Origin of the sequence: Symbioplanes lichenis (assembly GCF_030709675.1) — a bacterium.
Classification (GTDB): domain Bacteria; phylum Actinomycetota; class Actinomycetes; order Mycobacteriales; family Micromonosporaceae; genus Actinoplanes; species Actinoplanes lichenis.
This window is the reverse complement of sequence record NZ_JAUZQD010000007.1, coordinates 360998-381717: the sequence shown is the minus strand read 5'-3', so window position 1 is coordinate 381717 and position 20720 is coordinate 360998. Positions and strand designations below refer to the sequence as shown.

The window sequence follows — 20720 nt, the reverse complement described above, 5'->3', positions numbered from 1 at the left end:
CACGCACTACCCCGAAGTCGCGAAGATGTCCTTCCCCGCCTGCCCGGAAGGGACATCCCATGAGCACCCCGATCACGCGCCCGCTGGCGGAGGTGGTCAGCTGGGGCCGCTACCTGCTGCTGGACTTCGACGGCCCGCTCTGCTCCCTCTTCGCCGGCCACCCCGCCCGGGCCATCGCCGCCGAGATGAGCGCCCGGCTCCCGCTGGACGTCACGGCCGGCGACGATCCGCTCGCCCTCCTGCGCGCGATGGCCGACCGGGGCGACAGGAACCTGATCCGGGCCGTGGCCGACCACCTCCGCGACGCCGAAATCATCGCCGCGGGCACGGCCACCCCCACACCCGGCGCGGAGGCCCTCCTCAAGGCGGCCCGGGACACCGGCCGGGCAGTCATCGTGGTGAGCAACAATGCGGTGGAGGCGGTCGACGCCTACCTGGCCGCCCACGACCTGACCCCGTACGTCCGCCATGTCGCCGCCCGCTTCGACGGCCTGGACCCCCGCCGCCTCAAGCCGAACCCGTTCCTCGTCCGGCAGGCTCTCGCCGACGGCGGCGCCTACGGCAGCGAAAGCATCCTCATCGGCGACTCACCCACCGACATCCTCGCCGGCCGCGCCGACAACATCCCCACCATCGGGTACGCCAACGAGCTGGGCAAGAACGAACACCTCACCGCAGCCGGCGCCCACGCCATCACCACCTCGATGACCCAACTGGCCGAAATCGTCCGCCGAACCCCCTTCACCAGCTGGAAGTGGTCCCGCTGACCCCCGCGGACAGATGGTCTCGCGCGGACAGGTGGTCTCGCCGGGCCGGCGTCGCGGCTTCGTCGCTCAGCCGAGTGGCCGCCGACGGCCGGAAATGGCGAGCCTGGCATGCCCGCCTGAGCCCAGGGGGAGGCGCACCCGCGTGTTCCCGTGACCGGCCGCATCTCGCCACCCCGCCGACGCCTCGACGAAAAACGGCCCCGCGAGTCGCGTTTCCGCAGCTCACGAGGCCGTTCAACTTTCCGGTGGCGGGTGAAGGATTCGAACCTTCGTAGCTTTCGCGACGGATTTACGGAGGGCTCTGAACGTCCGTAGCTGCACCGACTTTGACCTGGCTTTTTTGCTGCTTCCGACCATGCGAAGAGTGCTGTCGCCCACGATCCGCCCGCCGGCCCGTGGGGTGAGGCCAAGCTTCGCTCCTCTACCAGGATCGCGCACCCCACCTGAGGTCATCGAACAGTTCGTCTACTTGCTTCTCCGAAGAGGGCGTGAACTTGTCGCGCATCGCGACTGTCTGGAGCGCTGCCCACCGAACTGCTGCTTGATATTGAGAAACAAAATCCTTCTGATCGAGGCGGCTGCTACGCCCTCCGTGAGCAACGCTACTACGGACACCGTAGAAATCCAGATATGCTTTCACCCGCTCTCGTCGCTCACTCGCTTCCGGTTCGAGGAGTGCGAATCTGTCTGCCATTGCGCTTCCCGGTAGCGCACGCTGGCCACTCAATAGTGCATCTAGTGCTACTCCGAGCGCCAAGGCGGCATCGTCATCAGCTAGCGTGTAGTGAGCTTCCGCGAACCACCTAGCGGCAACTCGAATCCTGTTCGAAATAGGATCCTCGGCGAAACATGACCTGACGACTGTCCTAAGTTCTTCCTGCCCCAATAGCTCTCCTAGTGGTAAGGGCTCGGTGTTGAACCACTGTGTGCTCTCGCGGGCTGGAGTCAAATCGCTGAGAACCAAAGGGAAGGAGGCGAGCTCAATGCGGGAGCGTTTGGAAAGCCCTTCCTCAATTGCGCCACGGTCGAGCCTAAGACCTCGGACTCCCGGCCTATTGGTATCACCGCGCCGATAGACTCTATGCGCAGGAAGATCCGTTTCGAGAAGCACGCATAGATCGACAAGATTCCTCAAGGCGCGCTCGGCCTCGTCGTGAGCGAGCGCCTGCTGTCCACGCGTCCAGCATGCTAAGGCGACTGGAGTTGGCGATTGGTCATCGCGAGTTCGCGACGCTATCTGTCGCTTCAGCCAAGCGTCTGCCGTTTCCTGCGGAATGCCGCGTCGCCGGCCTGCAGCCCTATTGACCTCTTTCACAAAGGTATGACCAGCGTTGCCAATAACGAAGTTGCCTATTGCTAGTGGTGGAGTCCCCCAAGCCACATTCGCGACAAGGATGATGGTGAGCGCGGGATCGCATCCACGCAATCTTCCGACGCCGTTTGATACGAGTGCAACGGGGTCATCGGACGTCGCTGCTGCGACTGTCATGGAGCCCAATACACTCCAGAATTCTTCTTCACCGAAGCGGTCCAGGATTGTTCTGTCTCGCAGGAGCTTGGTAGCGGCTTCCTCCCATGCTGCAAGACCTTCCGAGGTGAAGGCGACTGGGCCAGTAGGCCCGGACATCGCTGCGCCTGGCGAGTGTCGGTAGTCCGGAACGCACCATCCGTAGTCCCACGGTTTTTGGTCGGGCGCCGGCACCATTTGAGATGCTGCGGTGATTAGTAGATCAACAATGGCTTGTAGATTTCGGTCGGCCATAACGGGTAGGATCTCACAGCCGCGTAACAACGTCTTCCTTATTCCGCCAGGCGGTACGGCCTTGTGCTCCATCTCAGACTATGCCGTCGGTGATTGCGAGAGAATTGATCGCAGAGGCGCTGCGTCGCGGACGGAGCTTGAGATGAGCATGCGAAGCCAGCGCAGCCCATGTCGGGGCGCCTCAAGCACCGGAAGGCACAATCTGTCATCGCAAGGCATCCGCCGATGCGGTCATTTACGCTGGCCGCGTCACCGTCGATGCAGTTCGCGTAAACCCGAAGCAGCACCGCAACACTGTGGCCGAGCCGATGAGCCACCTCGGTGGCAGGCACCCCCGCGTTGAGCCAGAGCGACGCAGCGGCGTGGCGAAGATCGTACGGCCGCCGAGCCAGTGGCGAGGCGATCTGTACAGGGGTAAATGCCTGTTTGCGCGCAAGCTTCCACCACCGGTTGTAGACGGACTCGGACAGAGGCCCACCACGCAGACCTCGAAACAGCCGGCCATCCGGCGCCGTCCCGTAGTCCCTGATGTGCCGGTGCAGCAGCGCCAACAGCTGCGGCGGGATCGGAACCGACCGGGTATCCCTGCGAGACCGGTGCTTGAGCCCGCGCCGCTCGTGCGCTTGGCCGTCGTCAGTCCATGCCGTGCCGGCCCGAGGAGCAGTCTCAGCGAGCGTGATTTGCCCCCAGCCGTACTTAACCTTCTCGTGCTGGCGAACGGCGGCTGGCGCCGCGGTGACGTCGGGCAGCTTGGTATCGCAGTCGACGCAACGACCGGGCAGCACGCAGTCCGGCCGACGCAAATCAGCCGCCTCAGACGGACGGGTTCCAGCGTAGTACAGGCATCCGAAGAAGGCTGTGACCCGATCAGTCCGCTTGCCGATCGACTGCAGAGCATCGAGCAGTGCAGCGACCTGGGCCGGGTTGGCGACCATTCGGCGATCCACACCTGAGGCGACCTCCGGTGCCGTCCACTGGATCCGGTCGATTGGATTAACGTCTAGGCGGCCCAGCTCGACGGCGTAGCCCACCGCGTTGTAGAGAATGGCCCGTTTACGCCGAATGGTGCTGGCGGCGGCCGGCTTGCCGTCGATCCTGACGCACAGGCCGTCCAGGACTCGGCGGACGGTCGCCGTGGTGTCCAGCTCCGTGACGGATAGCGACTCCCGTTCCAGCCAGGCCAGCGCCGCTGCGTGCGTGTCGGACGGTTCCTCGGACCAGCGGCGAGGGTTTAGCGCGTAGGCGTACAGCGCCTCCCGCAGCGCTGCGTCAGAGGGCCGTCCGCGCTTGGCGCCCGTCGTCATCAGGAGCGTCACGTGCGTCAGCGCCTCCACGGTGCCTCGACGCGACTTGGCGGCGAGCCGGGGCCACTTGGCTTTCATGTACTCGCGGACGTGCGCGTACCAGCTGACAGCCTGCTGTGCGCGTACCTCGAACCACGGCCGCCCGGAGTCGGTGTCGAACGGCTCGCCGTCGTTCGCGGCCTTGAGCAGGACCGAGCGGAACAAGTCGACCAGGGCCTTGGTGCGGAAAGTGTCCTCGAAGCGCTTGCCGGAGACGGCCCACCGGACGCGCCACGGCCGAGCCTTCCGGTCAGCCCGCTTGGTGATCTCCCAGACCTGGAACTCGAAGCTCTTCACGCCGCCCGCCCTTCGAGTTGGCCAAGCCACACGTAGAGCGCGGACCGGCGAACTCGCAGCTCACCGTTCGGCAGCTTGATCGTTCGCGGACCCTTGCTGATCTGCCGCCAGTAGAACCACGTCGACCGGGAGACGCTCAGCTCAGCGAGCACTTCCGGAACCGTCAGCAACTCGTTTATCCGTCCCCCTCGTGATCGCTGGTCGATCCGATCTCGGTTGCCGAAAGATCGGCGGCCGGTCTGTCGCGTTGCCGAGCGGCGGCGAGCTGGGCGCGTCGCTGGATGCGTTGACTCAGCGCCCGCAGGAGCCGGTGTTCGAGCGGCGGCAGGTCGGGGTCGCCGTGTCGGGCCATCTCCCATGCGAAGGGCGCTGGCGCCGCCTTCTGCGAGTCGGCGGCCGGCGCGGTGGCCGCCTCATCGCTGACGCCGAGCAGCGCCTTGACCCAGGCGTGTGCGTCGGCGCGGTGGTCGGCGAGGGTCTTGCCGGACCGGTTGCGGGAGACGAGGACGCGCCGGCCGCCGATGCCGAGGGTGGTCTTCTGGTGAACCCGGCCCTTGCAGTGGCCGGGTCGCAGCTTGCCGTGTGCCTTTTTGGGCTGGATGGCGTAGAGCAGCCAATTGGCGCAGCGCTCTGAGCATGGCGTGACGCGCAGCTCGCGCCAGAGGCGGTCGGCGTGGTCGCGTTACGGGTCGCTGGTGATGCTGTGGCAGTCCGCCGCGGACTTGGTCACGTACTTGATGATGTAACCGATGGTGCGGCTTACGTCTTGCGCGCCGGGGTCGACGCCCTTGGCCTTGACCTGTGGCCCGAACCGCACCACGTGTGCCGGCCGCGCGTCCGGGTCGGCGTCGACGGCGTCCAGGGACTTATCCCACGTCGGCAGCGGCGTTCGCGTGTCCGGATCGAGCCAGGCTTCCGCTTCTGCGTCGAAGACGGGTAGCCGGTCGAGCGGGTAGCGAAGCGTCGTCGTCGCCGGCCACCACACCTGGTGGTAGGCCCTAGGTCAGGGCGTGCACATGTTCGTCGTGCAGGAGGCCGTCTCCGAAGCGCTTGCTTGCCGGCGTCGTGCCGGTCAGGGCGAAGCCGGCCTTCTCCGCCACCCGGCAGGAGGCGATGTTCTCCACCGCGTGGGTGAGCACGATCCGCCGCATTCCCAGCTTCGCCGAAGCCCACCCCGCAACGGTCCGCACACAGGCGGTGGCCAGTCCTCGCTCGCGGGTCCACGGCGCGATCCGATAGCCGATGTGCGCCTGCGCGCGGCCGGGGTCGATGTCGTGCAGGGCGATGGTTCCCGCGTAGGTGCCGGTGGCCTCGTCGAGGATGGAGAAGGTCGCGCCGGTGGTCCAGTCGGCGTCGGCCAGACATGCGGCGACGGCGGCCGGTTCGTCGGGGATCCGGCAGCGGGGGTTCCAGAGGCGAACGTCCGGGTCCCGGGCCAGCGCCAGCACAGCCGGAGCGTCGTCGACATGAGGCGGCCGCAGTCGCATGCCCGCCACAGTCAGCTCGACCGGCGGTATCGGCATCAGCCGGCGAGGGTGTCGAAGATCGACTGGGGGGCGAAACCGGCCAGCACGGCGACCACGGCCCCGACCAGGAGTGTTGTCGTGAGGGCGAGGGGGACCCGGGCGCGGGCGGGGAGCAGGGCCGGGTCGAGGACCGAGATGCCCGGCGACTGCGGGACCGTGTAGAGCAGGGCGGCCACCCGTACGTAGTAGGCCAGGGCGATGACCGCGTTGAGCGCCACCACGCCGGCCAGCCAGCCCCAGCCGGCGGCGATCAGGGACTCGACGATGGTGACCTTGGCGAAGAGGCCGGCGAGGCCCGGGGGCAGACCGGCGAGGCCGGCGAGGGCCAGGACCAGGGCCGCGCCCACCCAGGGGTTGCGGCGGCCGGCGCCCCGGTAGGCGAGCAGCGCTCCGCCGTCGGCGCCGGGCCCGCGCAGAGCCGCCACGGCCGCGAAGGCGACGAATTCCAGCAGGACGAAGAAGATGGCGTACGCGAGGGCTGCCTCGACGCCGGCGGCGGCCAGGGGGGCCAGGATGTAGCCGGCCTGGGCGACGGACGACCAGGCGAGGAGGCGGACCATGCGCTCCTGGCGGAGGGCGACCAGGTTGCCCACGGTCATGGTGAGGACGGCGAGGACGGCGACGACCGGGCCGGTGTCCAGGCGCTGGACGACGGCGGCCAGGGCCAGCACGCCGCCGAGCTTGGACGCGGTCGACAGGTACGCGGCCACCGGCACCGGCGCCCCGTCATAGGTCGCGGGGGCCCAGGCGTGCAACGGCACGGCGGCGACCTTGAAGGCGAAGCCGACGACGAGCAGAGCGGCGCCGGCCGTACCCAAGGCTGCGAACTGTCCCGTCGCGTCGTGGAGGGCGGTCAGGTGCAGGGCGCCGGTCGCGGCGTAGAGCAGGGCGGCGCCGAGCAGGGCGACCGCGGTGGAGATGACGCTGATCAGGAAGAACGTGACGGCGGCGCTCGCCCCGGCCAGCAGGGAGCGGCCTCGGCGCAGGCCGACCAGCACGTACAGCGGCAGGGTCAGCGTCTCCAGGCCGACGATCAAAGTGATCAGATCCCCCGCGTACGCCACCACGACGCCCCCCGCCATCGAACAGGCGAGCAGGAACGGGTACTCCCCCGGCGGCGCGTACCCCTGGCGGAGCACCGGGGCGGACAGTGCCAGCACGCCGGCTGTGAGAGCTGCGAAGACGAGTGTCAGCAGGGCAGCCCGGGAAGTGACGACCCACGAGCAGAGGTCACCCGTACAGAAGGTGCCGGTGTCGCGGGGCACGAGCGCGCACACCGCCGTCCCCGCCGCGCCGAGCAGCCCGGCGGCCAGCTGGAACCGCCCGAGGAAGAGATCCGCGAGCAGGATCAGGATCGCTGTGCCGGCGGCGGCGTACAGGGGCAGCAGGGCGACGTGGTTGACAGCCTGGGTCATCGCAGCGCTCCGGTCAGGGCGGCCAGCGGGTCGAGGGTGCCGGTCAGCGCCAGCGCGGGCACCAGGCCCACGGCGAGCGCGAGCAGGACGAGCGGTGACCAGGCCCACCATTCCGGCCGGGAGATCGCCGGCACTCCGGTGACCGCGGGGCTCGCCGGGCCGTGCGTGACCCGGCGCAGCAGCCGCAGGAAGTAGACCGCCGTCAGGGCGCCGCCGAGCGCGGCCAGCACCGCGAGCGTCGTCCACAGTGCGCCGCCACGCTCGACGGCGGCGACCACGGCGAACGCCTCGCCCCAGAAGCCCGCCAGCCCCGGCAGCCCCAGCGAGGCGATCGCCGCGAAGCCCAGCAGGCCGGCCAGCCGGGGCGCCGTCTCGCGCAGGCCGCCGAGGTCGGCGAGGGCGCCGGTGTGCGTACGGTCCTTGATCGCGCCGGCCAGGAAGAACAGCAGGCCCGTGATGACGCCGTGCGCGATGTTGCCGATCAGCGCCGCCTGCAGGCCGGTCACCGTGTGGGTCGCGATGCCGAGCAGGACGAACCCCATGTGGCTGACGCTGGAGTACGCGATCAGGCGCTTGAGTTCGGTCTGCCGCAGGCACACGAGCGACCCCACGAGGATCGCCGCCACGGCGAGGATGCCGAGCACCGGGGACGCCCACACCGCCCCCTCCGGCGCGACGCCGACGCCGACCCGGATGAGCCCGTACGTACCCATCTTGAGCAGCACGCCCGCGAGGATCACACTGCCGACCGTGGGCGCCTCGGTGTGCGCGTCCGGCAGCCACGAGTGCAGGGGCCAGAGGGGCGCCTTGACGGCGAACGCGACCGCGAAGAGCGCGAAGGCCACGTACTGCGTGGTGTGCGACAGGCCGAACCCACCCGCCAGCGCGAGCATGTCGCCCGTGCCCGCCGCCACGACGACGGTGAAGACGCCGAGCAGCAGCAGGACCGAGCCGAACAGTGTGTAGAGCACGAACTTGCGCGCCGCGCGCCGGCGGTCCGGGCCGCCCCAGCCGGCGATGACGGCGTACATCGGCAGGAGCACGACCTCGAAGAACACGAAGAACAAGACCAGGTCGAGCGCGAGGAAGGTGCCGAGGATGCCGGCTTCCAAGATCAAGAGCAGACCCGCGAGGGTACGCCCGGAGCCGCCCGCCGGCACCTTCCACACCGTGTACGCGCAACAGAGCAGCGTCAGCAACGCGGTCAGCACCACGAGCGGGGCGGACAAGCCGTCCACACCCAGATGGAAGTCGACACCGAGCGCGGGCACCCAGGCGGCGTCGATCTCGGCCCACGGTCCCAGCGTCGGATCGCCGCCGACACCCCGCAGGTAGGGCCAGAGCACCAGGACAAGAGCCGCCACGAGCCCCGCCGCGGCGAAGACGGTCGCGACGACGCGCGCGCCCCGGTCCCGGCTCGCGGGCATCAGGGCGACCACGGCCGCCCCGGCGACCGGAATCGCGACCACCGCGACGAGCAGGATCTGCAGGAGGAGAGTCATGCGGCGGCTCCCACGATCGCGGCGACGGCGCCGAGGACGAGCACGCCGGCGAACACGGCCACAGCCGCCCGGGGCAGCGCCGTCCGGTGGACCGTGGCGAGCGCGGCGCCCAGCCGGGTCGCCGTGGTTCCGGTGCCTTCGACGGCGGCGTCGACGACCCGTTCGTCGACGCGTAACACTGCTGTGGCGAGCGCGCGCGTCGGGCGTACGACCAGAAGGTGTTGCAGTTGGTCGATCCGGAAGCCTGCGGCGAGCAGCGGCCGCGCGCGACCCAGCTCCCGCACCGGATCGTGGCCCGGGGCGGAGTGCCAGAGCCACCAGGCGTTCGCGATGCCCACCGCGGTGAGCAGCAGCGGCAGCACGATCGACACGCTGAGGTGCGGGGACTCGAGCTCGAGCGCCGCGCGGAAGGCCGGCAGGAACGCCGCGAACCCGGCGAGCAGCGCGGGCACGGCGAGCACGATCAGCGGCCAGCGCATGGCCCGCGGCGGATCGTGCGGCGGGCCCGGCGGGACGTCGTAGCGGGCGTCGTCGAAGCCGACCGACCACTGCTCGGACCGCGAGCGGCCGAAGAAGGTACGCAGCAGGAGGCGGGTCGCGTACCAGGCGGTGATCGCGACGCCGGCCAGCGCGGCGACGTAGACCACCCAGCCGGCCCACACGGGCGCCGGGCCGTCGCCCTCGATCGCGTGCGCGGCGGCGACCAAGACGTTCTCCTTGGACCAGAAACCCGACAGCGGGGGTACGCCCGCCAGCGCGCCGAGTCCGATCACGAACGACCAGAACGTCACCGGCATGTGCCGCCGCAGCCCGCCCATGTGCGTGAGCGAGTTGGTGCCCAGGGCGTGGATCACCGCGCCGGCCGCCAGGAACAGCAGCGCCTTGAACGCCGCGTGACTGAGCAGGTGGAACAGCGCCGCGGCGGGCGAGCCGACGGCCAGGGCGGCGGTCATGTAGCCGATCTGGGAGACGGTCGACCAGGCCAGCACGCGTTTCAGGTCGTCCTGCGCGGTCGCGGTCAGCGCGCCGAGCAAAAGGGTGACCGCGGCCATCACGCCGAGTACGGCCAGGGCGGCGGGCGACCCGGCGAACAGCGGGAAGAGCCGGAACACCACGAACACCCCGGCCGCGACCATCGTGGCGGCGTGGATGAGCGCGGAGATCGGCGTCGGGCCGGCCATCGCGTCGGGCAACCAGGTGTGCAGGGGGAACTGGGCGCTCTTGCCCGCGACACCGGCCAGGATCAGGAGCAGCGCGACCGTGGGCGCCTCGGTGATCCTGTCGATCTCGAAGGTGCCCTGGCTCACTCCCAGCCACGCGATGCCGAGCAGGAAGCCGACGTCGCCGACCCGGGTGACGACGAACGCCTTGACAGCGGCGGCGGGGGCTTCGGGCAGGCGACGGTCGTGGCCGATCAGCAGGTACGAGCAGGCGCCCATGACCTCCCAGCCGATGAGCAGCAGGATCAGGTCGTTGGCGGAGACCACGAGGAGCATGGCGCCGGTGAACAGGCTGACCTGGGCGGCGTACGGGGCGTAGCGCTGGTCGTCGTGCAGATAGGCGACCGAGTAGACCTGGACGCAGAGCGCGACGACCGTGACGGCGAGAGCGACGTAGAGGGCCGCGGGGCCGAGCCCGTAGCCGAGGGTTACGTGATAGTCGCCGAAGGCTACCCAGTCGGTGGTGACGCGGATCGGATCGTCGACGAGGGCCAGCAGGAGGACAGTGATCGCCAGGGCGATGGCGGCGCCGGCGATGCCGAGGGTGGCGGCCGTTCTTCTGTTCGTCAGAAGCAGACCGAGCAAGCCCAGGACCAGGGGTACGCCCGAGAGCAGCGGCGTGAGGACGTCGGCGGTCATCGGGCGTTCTCGTTTTCGTGCTCGTTTTCGTTTTCGGGCTCGTGCAGGGTGACGTCGTCGACCACCACGCCGGCGCGGAGGCGGTAGTACTGGAGCACGATGGCCAGGCCGACGCCCACCTCGGCGGCCGCGAGGACGATGACGAAGAGGGCGGAGGCGCCGCCCCGATGGCCGGGGAGGGTCGCGTCCGTGGTGACCAGGATCAGGTTGACCGCGTTGAGCATGAGCTCGACCGCCATGAGGACGAGGACGGCGTTGCGCCGCCGGAGGACGCCGTAGACGCCGAGGCCGAAGAGGAGGGCGGCGGTGACGTACGGGATGGCCGCGTGCATCAGGCGTCCTCCTCTTGCTTGTTCTCCTCCGCTGCGCCGATGTCAGGCCGGGACAGGATGATTGCGCCGACGAGGGCGGAGAGGAGGAGGATCGAAAGGACCTCGAAGGGCAGCACCCAGGAGCCGAAGATCTCCGCGCCCATCCGCTCGGCGGTGCCCGGCTCGGGCAGGGCGAAGACCGTCCACCGGAACGCCGCCACGAAGAGGACCGCCAGCCCGAGCCCCACGCCGCCGCCGATGATCAGCGCGGGCCAGGCCGGCCGGTCGAGATCGCGCGACGGCCCGATCGGCGCCCGGGTCAGCATGACCGCGAAGAGCAGCAGCACCACGACGGCGCCCACGTAGACGAGCACCTGGACCCAGGCGACCAGCTCGGCGCCGAGCACGAGGAAGAGGCCGGCCATGGCGCCGAGGCTCACCACCAGGTAGAGGCCGGCCCGCACCAGGTGGGCGCTGGTGACGACGAGCGCCCCCGAGCCGACCGCGACGGCCCCGAGCGCCAGCAGCAGCGCGTCGGCGACCGTCACCGCTCGGCCCCCTCGCCCGGCTCCTCAGCCGGGGCTTTCGGGGCGGCGGCCGGGCGGGCGGCGGGACGGGCGACCTTGGCCGGGGTGGCGGCGCCGGGGCCGGCGGCCTTGCGGGCGGCGGTCGTCTCCTCCTTGGAGGGCTCGCCCAGGACGTCGTGGGCCGGCGGCGGCGGGACGGTCTGCATCCAGTCGCCGAGGCGGTTCTTGTCGTGGAGGAGGTCGAGGACGTCGGTCTCGGCGTACTCGAACTCGGGGGTCCAGTGCAGGGCGTCGAAGGGGCAGACCTCGATGCAGATCCCGCAGTACATGCACAGCGAGAAGTCGATGTCGAACCGGTCCAGCACGTTGCGCTGCCGGGCCCGGGCCGCGCCGGGGACGACGACCTCCTCCTTGTGCGAGTCGATGTAGATGCACCAGTCCGGGCACTCGCGTGCGCAGAGCATGCAGACGGTGCAGTTCTCCTCGAGGAGGGCGATCACGCCTCGCGACCGGGGCGGAAGATCGGGCTCCACGTCGGGGTACTGCTGCGTCCCCGACCGGCGGGTCATCGTCTTGAGCGTGACGGCGAGCCCGTCCACCAGCCCCTTGCCGGGCGTGCGCCGACCCGGATGCTCACTCATAAGCGCTTATCCTGCCCGGTCGCCGGTCCACAGGTAAGAACACCCCCGGAACATCCTGCCGTACGGCGCTCCCGGAGCACGAGTGCCGCGCGGGAAGAAGCTCGAACACGAAGCGGGGCGAAGAGACAGGGGCGGGGGCCGGAAGCGGGCACGGGGCGGGCGGTAAGGGGTCGGCGCGCTCCCAGAGCTTTGTGCGGAATTTTAATTGTTCGAGGGCTTCACAGTTATTTCGGTAAATAACGATGATCGTCAGTTTAGGGGGGTGGTGTCCGGAAACAGGGAGCCCCGACAACGACCCCGAACCACATTGGAGGGACTCCTCATGACCGTACGGACACCCAGGATCCGGGCCGCCGTGACCGCTTCGCTGGCCGCCGCCGGGCTGGCCGGGCTGCTCGCGGCGACCGCCCAGCCCGCTGCCGCCGCCGAGCCGCCCACCACGCTGGCGACCCCGTGCGTGCAGAAGGTGGCCGTCGTCAACAACGCCGGCTTCGTCCTCAACTTCCAGATCACCACCCGCGACGGCCAGCTCTCCGCGGCGACCGACACCTACCCGATCAACCAGTGGCGCATCATCGACCTGACCTCGACGCCGCTGGCCGAGGGTCTCGACGTCCGGCCCCTCGTCCACGCCACCGCGGGCGACGACGTGGCCGGCAACGTCTTCGTGTCCTACTGCGCGAACGGCCAGACCGCGACCTACACCGCGAGCGGCACCACGCTGGACTACTCGGTCACGCTCCTGACCTGATCGAAGCCGTCGCTCACCCCCACCGAGCAGGCTGACGATCGAACCGGCCGGGCGCATCCGCAACTGTTCCCGACCGGGCGAGCGATCGAACGAGCGACCAGACCGACCGGCCGGGCGCACCGCAACTGCGCCCGGCCGTTGGCCGCGTCAGGGGAAGGGCTGCTCGTCTCATCGGGCAGGTCGCTCGTGTGCTGGAGCAGCTGACGGACGGTGCTGCGGCGCCCGCCGATCGCGAGCCCTACAGGGCGACCTTGACCGCCGCGGTGAGGATCAGCTGGCCGAGCGCGACCGGCACGAGGACGAGCCAGCACAGCCGCTGGAGCTGGTCCTCGCGCAGCCGCGGATAGCTGACCCGCAGCCAGATGACGACGAACGCCACCGCGAACACCTTGACCAGCGTCCACAGCCACCCGAGCTGGTCGGCGGCCGGGCCGTGCCAGCCCCCGAGGAACAGCACGGTGGTCAGCGCGGCGATCACGACGATGCCGACATACTCCGCGAGCAGGAAGAACGCGAAGCGCAGCCCGGTGTACTCGGTCATGTAGCCGAAGACCAGCTCCGAGTCGGCGATCGGCATGTCGAACGGCGGGCGGCGGATCTCGGCGAGCCCGGAGACGAAGAACACCAGGGCGGCCGGCGCCTGCCAGAGCAGCCACCACGGCCGCCACGCCTCGACGATGCCGGGCAGGCTCAGCGTGCCGGCCGCCATCGCGACGCTCGCGGCCGACAGCACCAGCGGCAGCTCGTAGCCGAGCAGCTGCGCCGCGCCGCGCAGACCGCCGAGCAGGCTGTATTTGTTGGCCGAGGCCCACGCCGACATCAGCACCGCGACCACGCCCACGCCGAGCACGGCGAGCACGAAGAACAGACCGATGTCCAAGCTCTGCGCGACCAGGCCGCCGGGTCCGAGCGGGACGGCCAGGAGCACGATGAGGTACGGGAACAGCGCCACGACCGGCGCCAGATGGAAGACCCGTTTGTCGGCGTCGCGCGGGGTGATGTTCTCCTTCTGGACGAACTTCAGCCCGTCGGCGACGAGCTGCGCCCACCCGTGGAAGGCGCCCGCGTACATGGGACCGAGCCGGCCCTGCATGTGCGCCATGACCTTGTGCTCCATCTGGCCCACGACGAGCGGGACCACGAGGAAGCCGGCCACCACCGCGACGACCCGGATCAGCAGGTCGAGCCAGAGCGGCATCAGCCCTCCCCCTCGGAAGCAGCCGGCGGCGCCGCGGGCGGATCGGCATCAGGCGCCGCGGGCGGATCAGCCGGACGCGCGGGCCGATCAGCACCCGCAGCCCGCGCGGGACGGTCAGCAGCGCCAGGCCGCGCGGGCCGCTCGGCGGCACCAGGACGCGCGGGCCGCTCGGCCGGAGCCCGCCGGGCCGGCCGTGACGGCGGCGGCGGGACCTGCCCCTTCTGCGGCCCCCAGTCGTTCGGGTCGGGGACGCCCGGCGGCCGCATCGGAGCCCGCTTGGCCGTGCCCGCCTCCGACTCGCCCGGCTCCTTCGCCCCGGGCCAGGCCTTCGCGACGCGGGAGGCGAGCACGAACTCCTTGCGCAGCGGATGGCCCTCGAAGCCCGGCGGCAGCAGCAGCGGCCGCAGGCCGGGGTGGCGCTCGAAGGCGATGCCGAACATCTCGTGCGTCTCGCGCTCGTGCCACGCCGCGCCCGGATAGAGGTCGACCACCGACTCGACCGACGGCGCGTCACGCGGGACGCGGGTGCGCAGGAGCAGGCCGTGCTTGCGGCGGCTGGACCAGACGTGGGCGACGATGCCGAAGCCCTCGTCGAGCTCGTCGACCGCCGACAGCCAGTCGAAGAAGTCGCAGCCCAGCCCGCCCTGGTCCTGCGCCACGGCGAGGGCGGCCCACCAGAGCGCGGCCGGCACGTCGACCACGGCCCGGGCGAAGCTCGCGCCGCCGCCGGAGACGCCCGCGGTGAGCTCGGACGGGTCCACGGGCGCGTCGGCATCGTCCGCCGTCAGCAGCGCGACCATCCGCTCGCCGACCTCTTCGGGAGTCATGGCAGACATCCTAGGGCGCGTCTGGCGGATCACGGCGTCGCCGAGGCGAGGCCCAGGTTTCGCGTCGCAAGTGGGGTGGGTGGTCCGATACCAGTGTTGTATCGGGCCGCCCGCACCGCGCAGCGAGGCGGAAGCTGGGCCCGCCGCAGGCCGTCGTGATCCGCCAGACGCGCCCCTAGGGCGAGGATGAGACAGTTCTTCCCCGCAACCCGGTGCCCCGACCGGACGTGTAGTGCCCGTGACATCGGAGGCGATAGCGATCAGACGTGCCACCACCGTGTCCTTCGACGAGGTCTACGCCGCGCACTATGCCGACCTCACCGTGCAGCTGTACGCGTACTTCGGCGACCGGCAGGAGGCGCAGGACGTGGTCCAGGAGGCGTTCTGCCGTGCCCTCGCGCGGTGGCCGGCAGTGGCCGCGTACGACGATCCGGTCGCGTGGGTCCGCCGGGTCGCCTGGAACCTCGCCGTCAGCAAGTGGCGCCGCGCCCGGACGGCACTGTCCTTCCTGCACCGGCAGCGCGCGGACGACCACCACGTCGACGGTCCCAGCCCCGAACGGGTGGCGCTGGTCACGGCGCTCGCCACGTTGCCCGACAAGCAGCGCCGGGCGATGGTGCTGCACTATCTGGCCGACATGACGGTGGCCGAGATCGCGGACCGCGAGGGGGTGGCCGAGGGCACGGTGAAGTCCTGGCTGCACCGGGCCCGGGCCGCGCTCGCCGCCCAGTTGCGCCCCGAGCCGGCCACCGCGGAGGTGCGCGATGTCTGATCAGTTCGACGACCTGTTCGCGGCCTTGCGGACAGAGACCATCCCGGGGGTACGCCCACCCGGGGCGGACTCCGCCCGGGAAACGGTGCGCCGGCGGCGTACGCGGAAAAGGGTCGTGGCCGTGACCACGACGGCGCTCGCGGTGCTCGGCATCGCCGGTGTGACCGCGATCCCCCGGCTGACCGGCCCGGGCCGGGAGGGGGCGAGCGCCGCGGTCGACGCGGCCGAACGCCCGGGCGGCACGACCCTCGCCGGGCTGGTCGGTCTCTACAGCGAGCCGTCGTTCCCGAAGGTCGCCGCCGGTGACTACACGGTGACGGCGGCCTGCGAGGGCACCGGTTCCCTGGACGTCCGGGCGGTCCGCGTCGCCGGTGACGGCACCCGCACCGATCTGGGCGGCCAGACGGTCGTCTGTGCCCCGGATCCGGCGTCGCGGTCGTGGCAGTTCCGCATGGCGGCCGCGGGGGACATTGTCGTCACACTGGCGGGCGACTCGGGATCGGCCGAGACGGCGCACTATGCGGTGACATTGTCCCGCGTCACCGCCACGGACGACACCTTCACGCCGAGTGACCTGACGATGACCAACACGGCCACGGCCCGGGACATTCTCGAGCGGGCAGGTCTGTCGGCCCAGTCCATGACCACCGAGCTGATCCAGCTGGCCAGCCCGTGGGAGTCCACCGCTGACGGCGAGTTCGTCCTCCGGGTGGCCTGCGTCGGGCCCGGCAGCGTCGCGCTGGTCGTGACGGACAACGCCCCCGGGAGCGGGCGCAGCGGCGCCGAGCTGGTCGACGAGAAGATCTCGTGCACCGAGGAGGCGATCCCGCAGGCGTATCCGTCACACAACCGGATCCAGTACAAGGCGGGCCGGCAGCTGTGGGTCACCGTCACGCCGGATGCGGCAGCCCGCGATGTGGCCGGATTCGCCTACGCGCTGCAGCCCGCGGGCTGACTCAGTCGAGCCCGGGGAGGCGGCCGTTGCGGAACAGGTCGACGAAGTCCTGATGGTCCTCGCGGGCCTGGTCGCCGTAGCGGTGCGCGAAGTCGACCAGCGCCTGCACGAAACCGGCCTCGTCCTTGTCGACCTGCGCCGCGATGGCCTCCTCGGTCGAGAAGTCGACCAGGTCGTGGCTCGACTCGTCGTCGGCGACCGAGTGCATGCGGGCCACCGCGCGGCCCAGGTCGGCGATCACGCCCTTGAGCTCGTCCGGCTCGTTGACGTCGGCCCAGTCCAGATCGTTGGCGTACGGGGACACCTCGGCGACGAGCTGTCCGACGCCCGCGAGCTCGGTGTAACCCAGCCACGGGTCGGCGTGCGCCTGCAGGGCCCGCTGCGATTCGGCCGTACGGTGGCCCTGGTGCTGGAAGTAGTTCGCCACGCGCTCGTCGTCGATCCAGCGCGCCACGGCCGGCACCTGGGCCTGCTTCATGTAGATGATGACGTCGTTCTCGAGCGCCTGGGTGTGCCCCTCGAGCAGCAGGTTGTAGGAGGGCAGGCCGGCCGAGCCGATGCCGACGCCCTTGCGCAGCTTGATGTCCTTGATGCCGGTGGACACGCCGTGACCGTGCGAGGGCAGCGTGTCGAGGTAGGCGTGGAACGCGGCGGTGACCTGCTCGGCCGTCGCGGCGTCCACGTCGTAGACGCCGTCGCCGAGGGAGAAGCGGCGCTCGTACTCGTCGATGGTGGTCTGACCCGCGAGCAGGTCGACGCGCGTGCTGAGGCGCGCCTCCTGCAGCACGCGGCGCAGCACGCCGTCGGCGTTGTCCAGGGTGATCGAGCCGATCGCGTCGTCGCCGCCGTGCGCGATCGCCCGCAGCTCGGTCAGATAGGCGCCGGCGAACGTCCTGACCAGCGAGGTGATCACGTCGTCGGAGAGCGCCTTGCTGTAGCCGATGAGGGCGACGCTGGCGCAGAAGCGCTTGAGATCCCAGACGAAGGGCCCGACGTACGCCTCGTCGAAGTCGTTGACGTTGAAGACGAGCTGGCCGGACGAGTTCATGTACGTGCCGAAGTTCTCGGCGTGCAGGTCGCCGTGGATCCACACCCGGCTGGTGTGCTCGTCGAGGAACCGGTCGTCGCGCCAGTCACCGGTCAGGTCGGCGTAGAAGAGCGAGGCGCTTCCGCGGTAGAACGCGAACGGCGAGGCCGCCATCTTGCGGAACTTGCGCCGGAACGCCGCGGGGTCGACGGCCATGAGCTCGCCGAACTCCCGGGTGAGCACGTCGATGATGAAGTCGGACCGCGGTTGACCACCCATAGCTCGCCAGCGTAGCTGTATTTCGCAACTACCGGGTTTGAGCTGGAGGTTTCACGACACCAGCCGTCAGGGAGGCGGCGTCGCGGGGGCGGGTGGCCGCGTCCGGCGGGCCGGGGACCAGCGGGTCGGGCCGGGACACGCCGCCGGGGCCCGACTGCTCGGCGGCGATCTTCTGCTGGAGGCTGAGGATGCCGTGCAGCAGCGCCTCCGGCCGCGGCGGGCACCCCGGCACATAGACGTCGACCGGGATGAGCTGGTCGACGCCCTTGGTCACCGAGTAGGAGTCCCAGTAGGGGCCGCCGGAGTTGGCGCACGAGCCGAACGAGATGACGTACTTCGGCTCGGGCATCTGGTCGTACAGGCGCTTGATCGCCGGGGCCATCTTGTCGGTGACCGTGCCCGAGACGACCATGAGATCGGCCTGCCGGGGGCCGTGCGCGAAGGGGATCACGCCCAGCCGCATGAAGTCGTGCCGGCCCATGCTGGTCGCGATGAACTCGATCGCGCAGCAGGCCAGCCCGAAGTTGAAGACCCACAGCGAGTAGCGGCGCCCCCAGTTCAACGCGAACTTGATGGGCTCACCGAGGACACCTGGCAGACCGGCCACCTCACCAACCTACCGGCTCGGCGGCGCCGTCTTCCGCCGGACGCACCTTAGGCTGCCCGGATGGAGCTCTTCCAGGACGGCCCGGTCGCCGCCGGGGTCGCGGCGAGCCACCCGGCCACAGCCGAGGCGGGCCTGCGGATCCTGCGCGCCGGCGGGACGGCCGCCGACGCCGCCGTCGCCGCGGTGCTGGCCACCTGTGTCGCCGAGACCGTCTACACGGGACTGGGCGGCGGCGGCTTCGCGACGTGGCTGGACGCGGCGACGGGCGAGGTCACCTGTCTGGACTTCTTCGTCTCGGTGCCGGGCACGGACGGCGACCGCGCGGCCGGCCCCATGACGTCGGTCGACGTGTTCTTCGGCGGAGTTCCCCAGGTGTACGCGATCGGGGGCGCCAGCATCGCCGTGCCCGGAGTGCCCAAGGGGTGCGCCGAGCTGCACAGCCGATGGGGGCGCTTGCCGTGGCACGAGGTGGTGCGGCCGGCGTACGAGCTGGCGGCTGAGGGTGTCGCCCTGCCCGCCGCGCACGCGCTGACCCTGGAGCCCCTGGCGCCGGCGCTGGCGTGGGGCGAGGGCGCCGCGGTCTACGCGCCGGGTGGGCGGCTGTTGCGAGCCGGGGAGCGGCTGTTCCACCCCGGGCTGGCGAACGCGCTGGCGGCCTTCGCCGATCAGGGGCCGGAGCTGTTCTACACGGGCGCTTACGCGGGGCTGACGGTGGACACCGTACGGGCGGCGGGTGGTTCGATCGGGCCGGAGGACCTGGCGTCCTACCGCGTGCTGGAGACCCCGGTCGACGAGGCGCCACTGGCCTCGTGGCGCGTCCTGGCCCGCCACGACCTCAACCGCACCGTGGACACGATCGCCGCCCTGCCCGCAGGGCTTCCCGAGCTGCCGCGCCCGGACCGCGCCGTGGCCCTCGCCGCCGCTCTCCGCGACCGCGGCCGCCAGAAGATCGGCGACACCACCAACGTCTCGGTCGTCGACGCGGACGGCAACGCCTGCGTGGTCACCACCACCATGGGCCTGGGCGCCGGGGTCTGGCTCCCCGGCCTCGGCATCAACTTCAACTCCATGCTCGGCGAGGGCGAACTCCTCACCGACGACCTCGCCCCGGGCCGCCGCATGTCCTCCAACATGTGCCCCCTCGTCGTCCGCGACCAGTCCGGCAACCTGGTCGTGGCGGCCGGCTCCGCGGGCGCCTCCCGCATCCGCACCGCCCTCGTCCACACCCTCCTCGGCGTCCTGCTCGACGGCCTCGACCTCCCGTCGGCAACCGCCCGCGCCCGCTTCCACGTCGTCGACGACACCGCCCACGCCGAGCCGGGCATCCCCCGCGACGAACTGGCCGCCCTGGCCGCCGCGGGCTGGCACGTCAAGCAGTGGCCCGCCCTCAACCACTACTTCGGCGGCGTCACCGCCGTCGGCGCAGGCGGCGCCGCCGGCGACCCCCGCCGCGGCGGCGTCGGCCTTCTGCTCTGACGAGTCAGAAAAGGTCCAGCGCGATGCCATCGGCCAGCAGGCGGTCCCGTGCTTCGCTCGCCACGTCGGCGGCCCTGGTCTCGGGGACTGCGTGAACTCCCAGGTCGTCGAAGACCTTGGTGGCCTCTTCGTAGGCGGCTTCCTGGGGCAGCGTCAGCGGTGGCGCGACAACAACATCGATGTGGGCGCCCGGGGGAACGACAGGTGAGTTCTCCCCGGCGACGGTGCCGCCGTGCCTGAGGAGCCGCTCGACCGTGAACCCCCAGGATTTGACGTCCTTGGCGACCTCATCAGTCGATTGGATCTGAAACGACCACGTATGGGTCAACTGAAGGGCGGTTCCGTTGCCCACCACGAAGTCCATCGGCGCGCTCAGACCGCCGGCCGAGACGGAGATCCGCTCGCGCAGGAGACTCGGAGGAATGTTCACCCGCCGGTAACTGGCACGCAGCTCCGAAAACAGACGCAGCCTTGTCGTGTAGCCACGCGCCGTGGCGCCCAGCCCCTGGTCCTCGGGTATCGCCTGGGAGAGGACCAGCTCCAGGGCCTCCTCCGCCGACTCGGCGATGACCGGTGCCGGACGGCTCAATTGCACGACATTGCGATGACGCCGGTGAAGATCTCGGAGCCAGCCCTCGGACACCTCGTCGCTCTGCATCAGGGCATGACGATCGATGCGGCTCCCGATCTCATTCATGAAGGCGTTGACCGCGTTGAGGCTCTCCAACGGGCCGAAGAGGCGAGCCCGGCGCGGATTGCCCGCCTGCCGCAGGCTCCAGTCGCCCGTCTCGTCGCTGCCGGCAATCGCACCGATATTGACGTATTCACCGGTGGCTGGGCTCGGCACGAACCGAACAACGCTGTACAGGTATCTCATC

At 70.4% G+C, this 20720-nt stretch carries 18 protein-coding genes and 1 pseudogene; 5 read left to right on the top strand and 14 right to left on the bottom strand.

The features are described from left to right. Window positions 1-59 precede the first annotated feature (59 nt). Window positions 60-767, top strand: a complete 708-nt coding sequence (locus RAN62_RS19350; protein ID WP_305786091.1) for an HAD family hydrolase — start codon at window positions 60-62, stop codon at window positions 765-767. 1800 nt (window positions 768-2567) lie between these two features. Here the strand turns inward: RAN62_RS19350 and RAN62_RS19345 are convergent. The 9 genes and pseudogenes from RAN62_RS19345 to RAN62_RS19295 all read right to left on the bottom strand — a co-directional run bounded on the left by RAN62_RS19345 (window position 2568) and on the right by RAN62_RS19295 (window position 11950). After that, window positions 2568-4169 carry a tyrosine-type recombinase/integrase gene (locus RAN62_RS19345; protein ID WP_305786090.1) on the bottom strand — a complete coding sequence of 534 codons (1602 nt, stop codon included), beginning with the start codon at window positions 4167-4169 and terminating at the stop codon, window positions 2568-2570. Between the two features lie 175 nt (window positions 4170-4344). Then, window positions 4345-5154: pseudogene (locus RAN62_RS41170) on the bottom strand (replication initiator). Between the two features lie 13 nt (window positions 5155-5167). Beyond that, entirely contained in the window at window positions 5168-5656 is a 489-nt protein-coding gene (locus RAN62_RS19325) for a GNAT family N-acetyltransferase (RefSeq protein WP_305786088.1), read from the bottom strand. Between the two features lie 35 nt (window positions 5657-5691). Next, a complete protein-coding gene (locus RAN62_RS19320; protein WP_305786087.1) occupies window positions 5692-7110 on the bottom strand; it encodes an NADH-quinone oxidoreductase subunit N in 1419 nt (472 codons plus the stop codon). After that, entirely contained in the window at window positions 7107-8612 is a 1506-nt protein-coding gene (locus tag RAN62_RS19315) for a complex I subunit 4 family protein (protein ID WP_305786086.1), read from the bottom strand. Before RAN62_RS19315 ends, RAN62_RS19320 begins: the two co-directional genes overlap by 4 nt. After that, window positions 8609-10471, bottom strand: coding sequence for an NADH-quinone oxidoreductase subunit 5 family protein (locus tag RAN62_RS19310; protein ID WP_305786085.1), 1863 nt, complete (start codon window positions 10469-10471; stop codon window positions 8609-8611). The genes RAN62_RS19315 and RAN62_RS19310 overlap by 4 nt, the downstream gene beginning before the upstream one ends. Next, window positions 10468-10803, bottom strand: a complete 336-nt coding sequence (gene nuoK, locus RAN62_RS19305) for an NADH-quinone oxidoreductase subunit NuoK (RefSeq protein WP_305786084.1) — start codon at window positions 10801-10803, stop codon at window positions 10468-10470. The genes RAN62_RS19310 and nuoK overlap by 4 nt, the downstream gene beginning before the upstream one ends. Next, window positions 10803-11330, bottom strand: coding sequence for an NADH-quinone oxidoreductase subunit J family protein (locus RAN62_RS19300; protein WP_305786083.1), 528 nt, complete (start codon window positions 11328-11330; stop codon window positions 10803-10805). Before RAN62_RS19300 ends, nuoK begins: the two co-directional genes overlap by 1 nt. Beyond that, window positions 11327-11950 (bottom strand): NuoI/complex I 23 kDa subunit family protein, encoded by a 624-nt coding sequence (locus RAN62_RS19295; RefSeq protein ID WP_305786082.1) that lies wholly within the window; start codon window positions 11948-11950, stop codon window positions 11327-11329. The genes RAN62_RS19300 and RAN62_RS19295 overlap by 4 nt, the downstream gene beginning before the upstream one ends. 322 nt (window positions 11951-12272) lie before the next feature. Between RAN62_RS19295 and RAN62_RS19290 the strand changes: the two genes are divergently transcribed. After that, window positions 12273-12701 carry a hypothetical protein gene (locus RAN62_RS19290; protein ID WP_305786081.1) on the top strand — a complete coding sequence of 143 codons (429 nt, stop codon included), beginning with the start codon at window positions 12273-12275 and terminating at the stop codon, window positions 12699-12701. Window positions 12702-12939: 238 nt separating this feature from the next. Here RAN62_RS19290 and RAN62_RS19285 read toward each other — a convergent pair whose 3' ends face one another. Further along, complete coding sequence (locus RAN62_RS19285) at window positions 12940-13899, bottom strand: complex I subunit 1/NuoH family protein (protein WP_305786080.1); 960 nt, start codon at window positions 13897-13899, stop codon at window positions 12940-12942. Continuing rightward, window positions 13899-14726: an NADH-quinone oxidoreductase subunit C gene (locus RAN62_RS19280; protein ID WP_305786079.1), complete on the bottom strand. Its 828-nt coding sequence runs from the start codon at window positions 14724-14726 to the stop codon at window positions 13899-13901. Before RAN62_RS19280 ends, RAN62_RS19285 begins: the two co-directional genes overlap by 1 nt. 277 nt (window positions 14727-15003) lie before the next feature. On the opposite strand from RAN62_RS19280, the gene RAN62_RS19275 reads away from it, so the two are divergent. Both RAN62_RS19275 and RAN62_RS19270 read left to right on the top strand, forming a co-directional pair. Next, a complete protein-coding gene (locus RAN62_RS19275) occupies window positions 15004-15498 on the top strand; it encodes an RNA polymerase sigma factor (RefSeq protein ID WP_305786078.1) in 495 nt (164 codons plus the stop codon). Then, window positions 15491-16453, top strand: coding sequence for a hypothetical protein (locus RAN62_RS19270; protein ID WP_305786077.1), 963 nt, complete (start codon window positions 15491-15493; stop codon window positions 16451-16453). Before RAN62_RS19275 ends, RAN62_RS19270 begins: the two co-directional genes overlap by 8 nt. Before the next feature lies 1 nt (window position 16454). Here the strand turns inward: RAN62_RS19270 and RAN62_RS19265 are convergent, their stop codons facing one another. After that, entirely contained in the window at window positions 16455-17759 is a 1305-nt protein-coding gene (locus RAN62_RS19265) for a DUF2252 domain-containing protein (protein ID WP_305786076.1), read from the bottom strand. Between the two features lie 28 nt (window positions 17760-17787). Beyond that, window positions 17788-18366 (bottom strand): NADH-quinone oxidoreductase subunit B, encoded by a 579-nt coding sequence (locus tag RAN62_RS19260; protein ID WP_305786075.1) that lies wholly within the window; start codon window positions 18364-18366, stop codon window positions 17788-17790. 60 nt (window positions 18367-18426) lie between these two features. Here RAN62_RS19260 and RAN62_RS19255 point away from each other — a divergent pair, with 60 nt between their 5' ends. Further along, entirely contained in the window at window positions 18427-19842 is a 1416-nt protein-coding gene (locus RAN62_RS19255; protein WP_305786074.1) for a gamma-glutamyltransferase, read from the top strand. 4 nt (window positions 19843-19846) lie between these two features. Here RAN62_RS19255 and RAN62_RS19250 read toward each other — a convergent pair whose 3' ends face one another. Next, the gene (locus RAN62_RS19250; protein ID WP_305786073.1) at window positions 19847-20719 is read right to left on the bottom strand and encodes a DUF3037 domain-containing protein; all 873 of its coding nucleotides are present in this window, start codon (window positions 20717-20719) and stop codon (window positions 19847-19849) included. Between the last annotated feature and the right edge of the window lies 1 nt (window position 20720).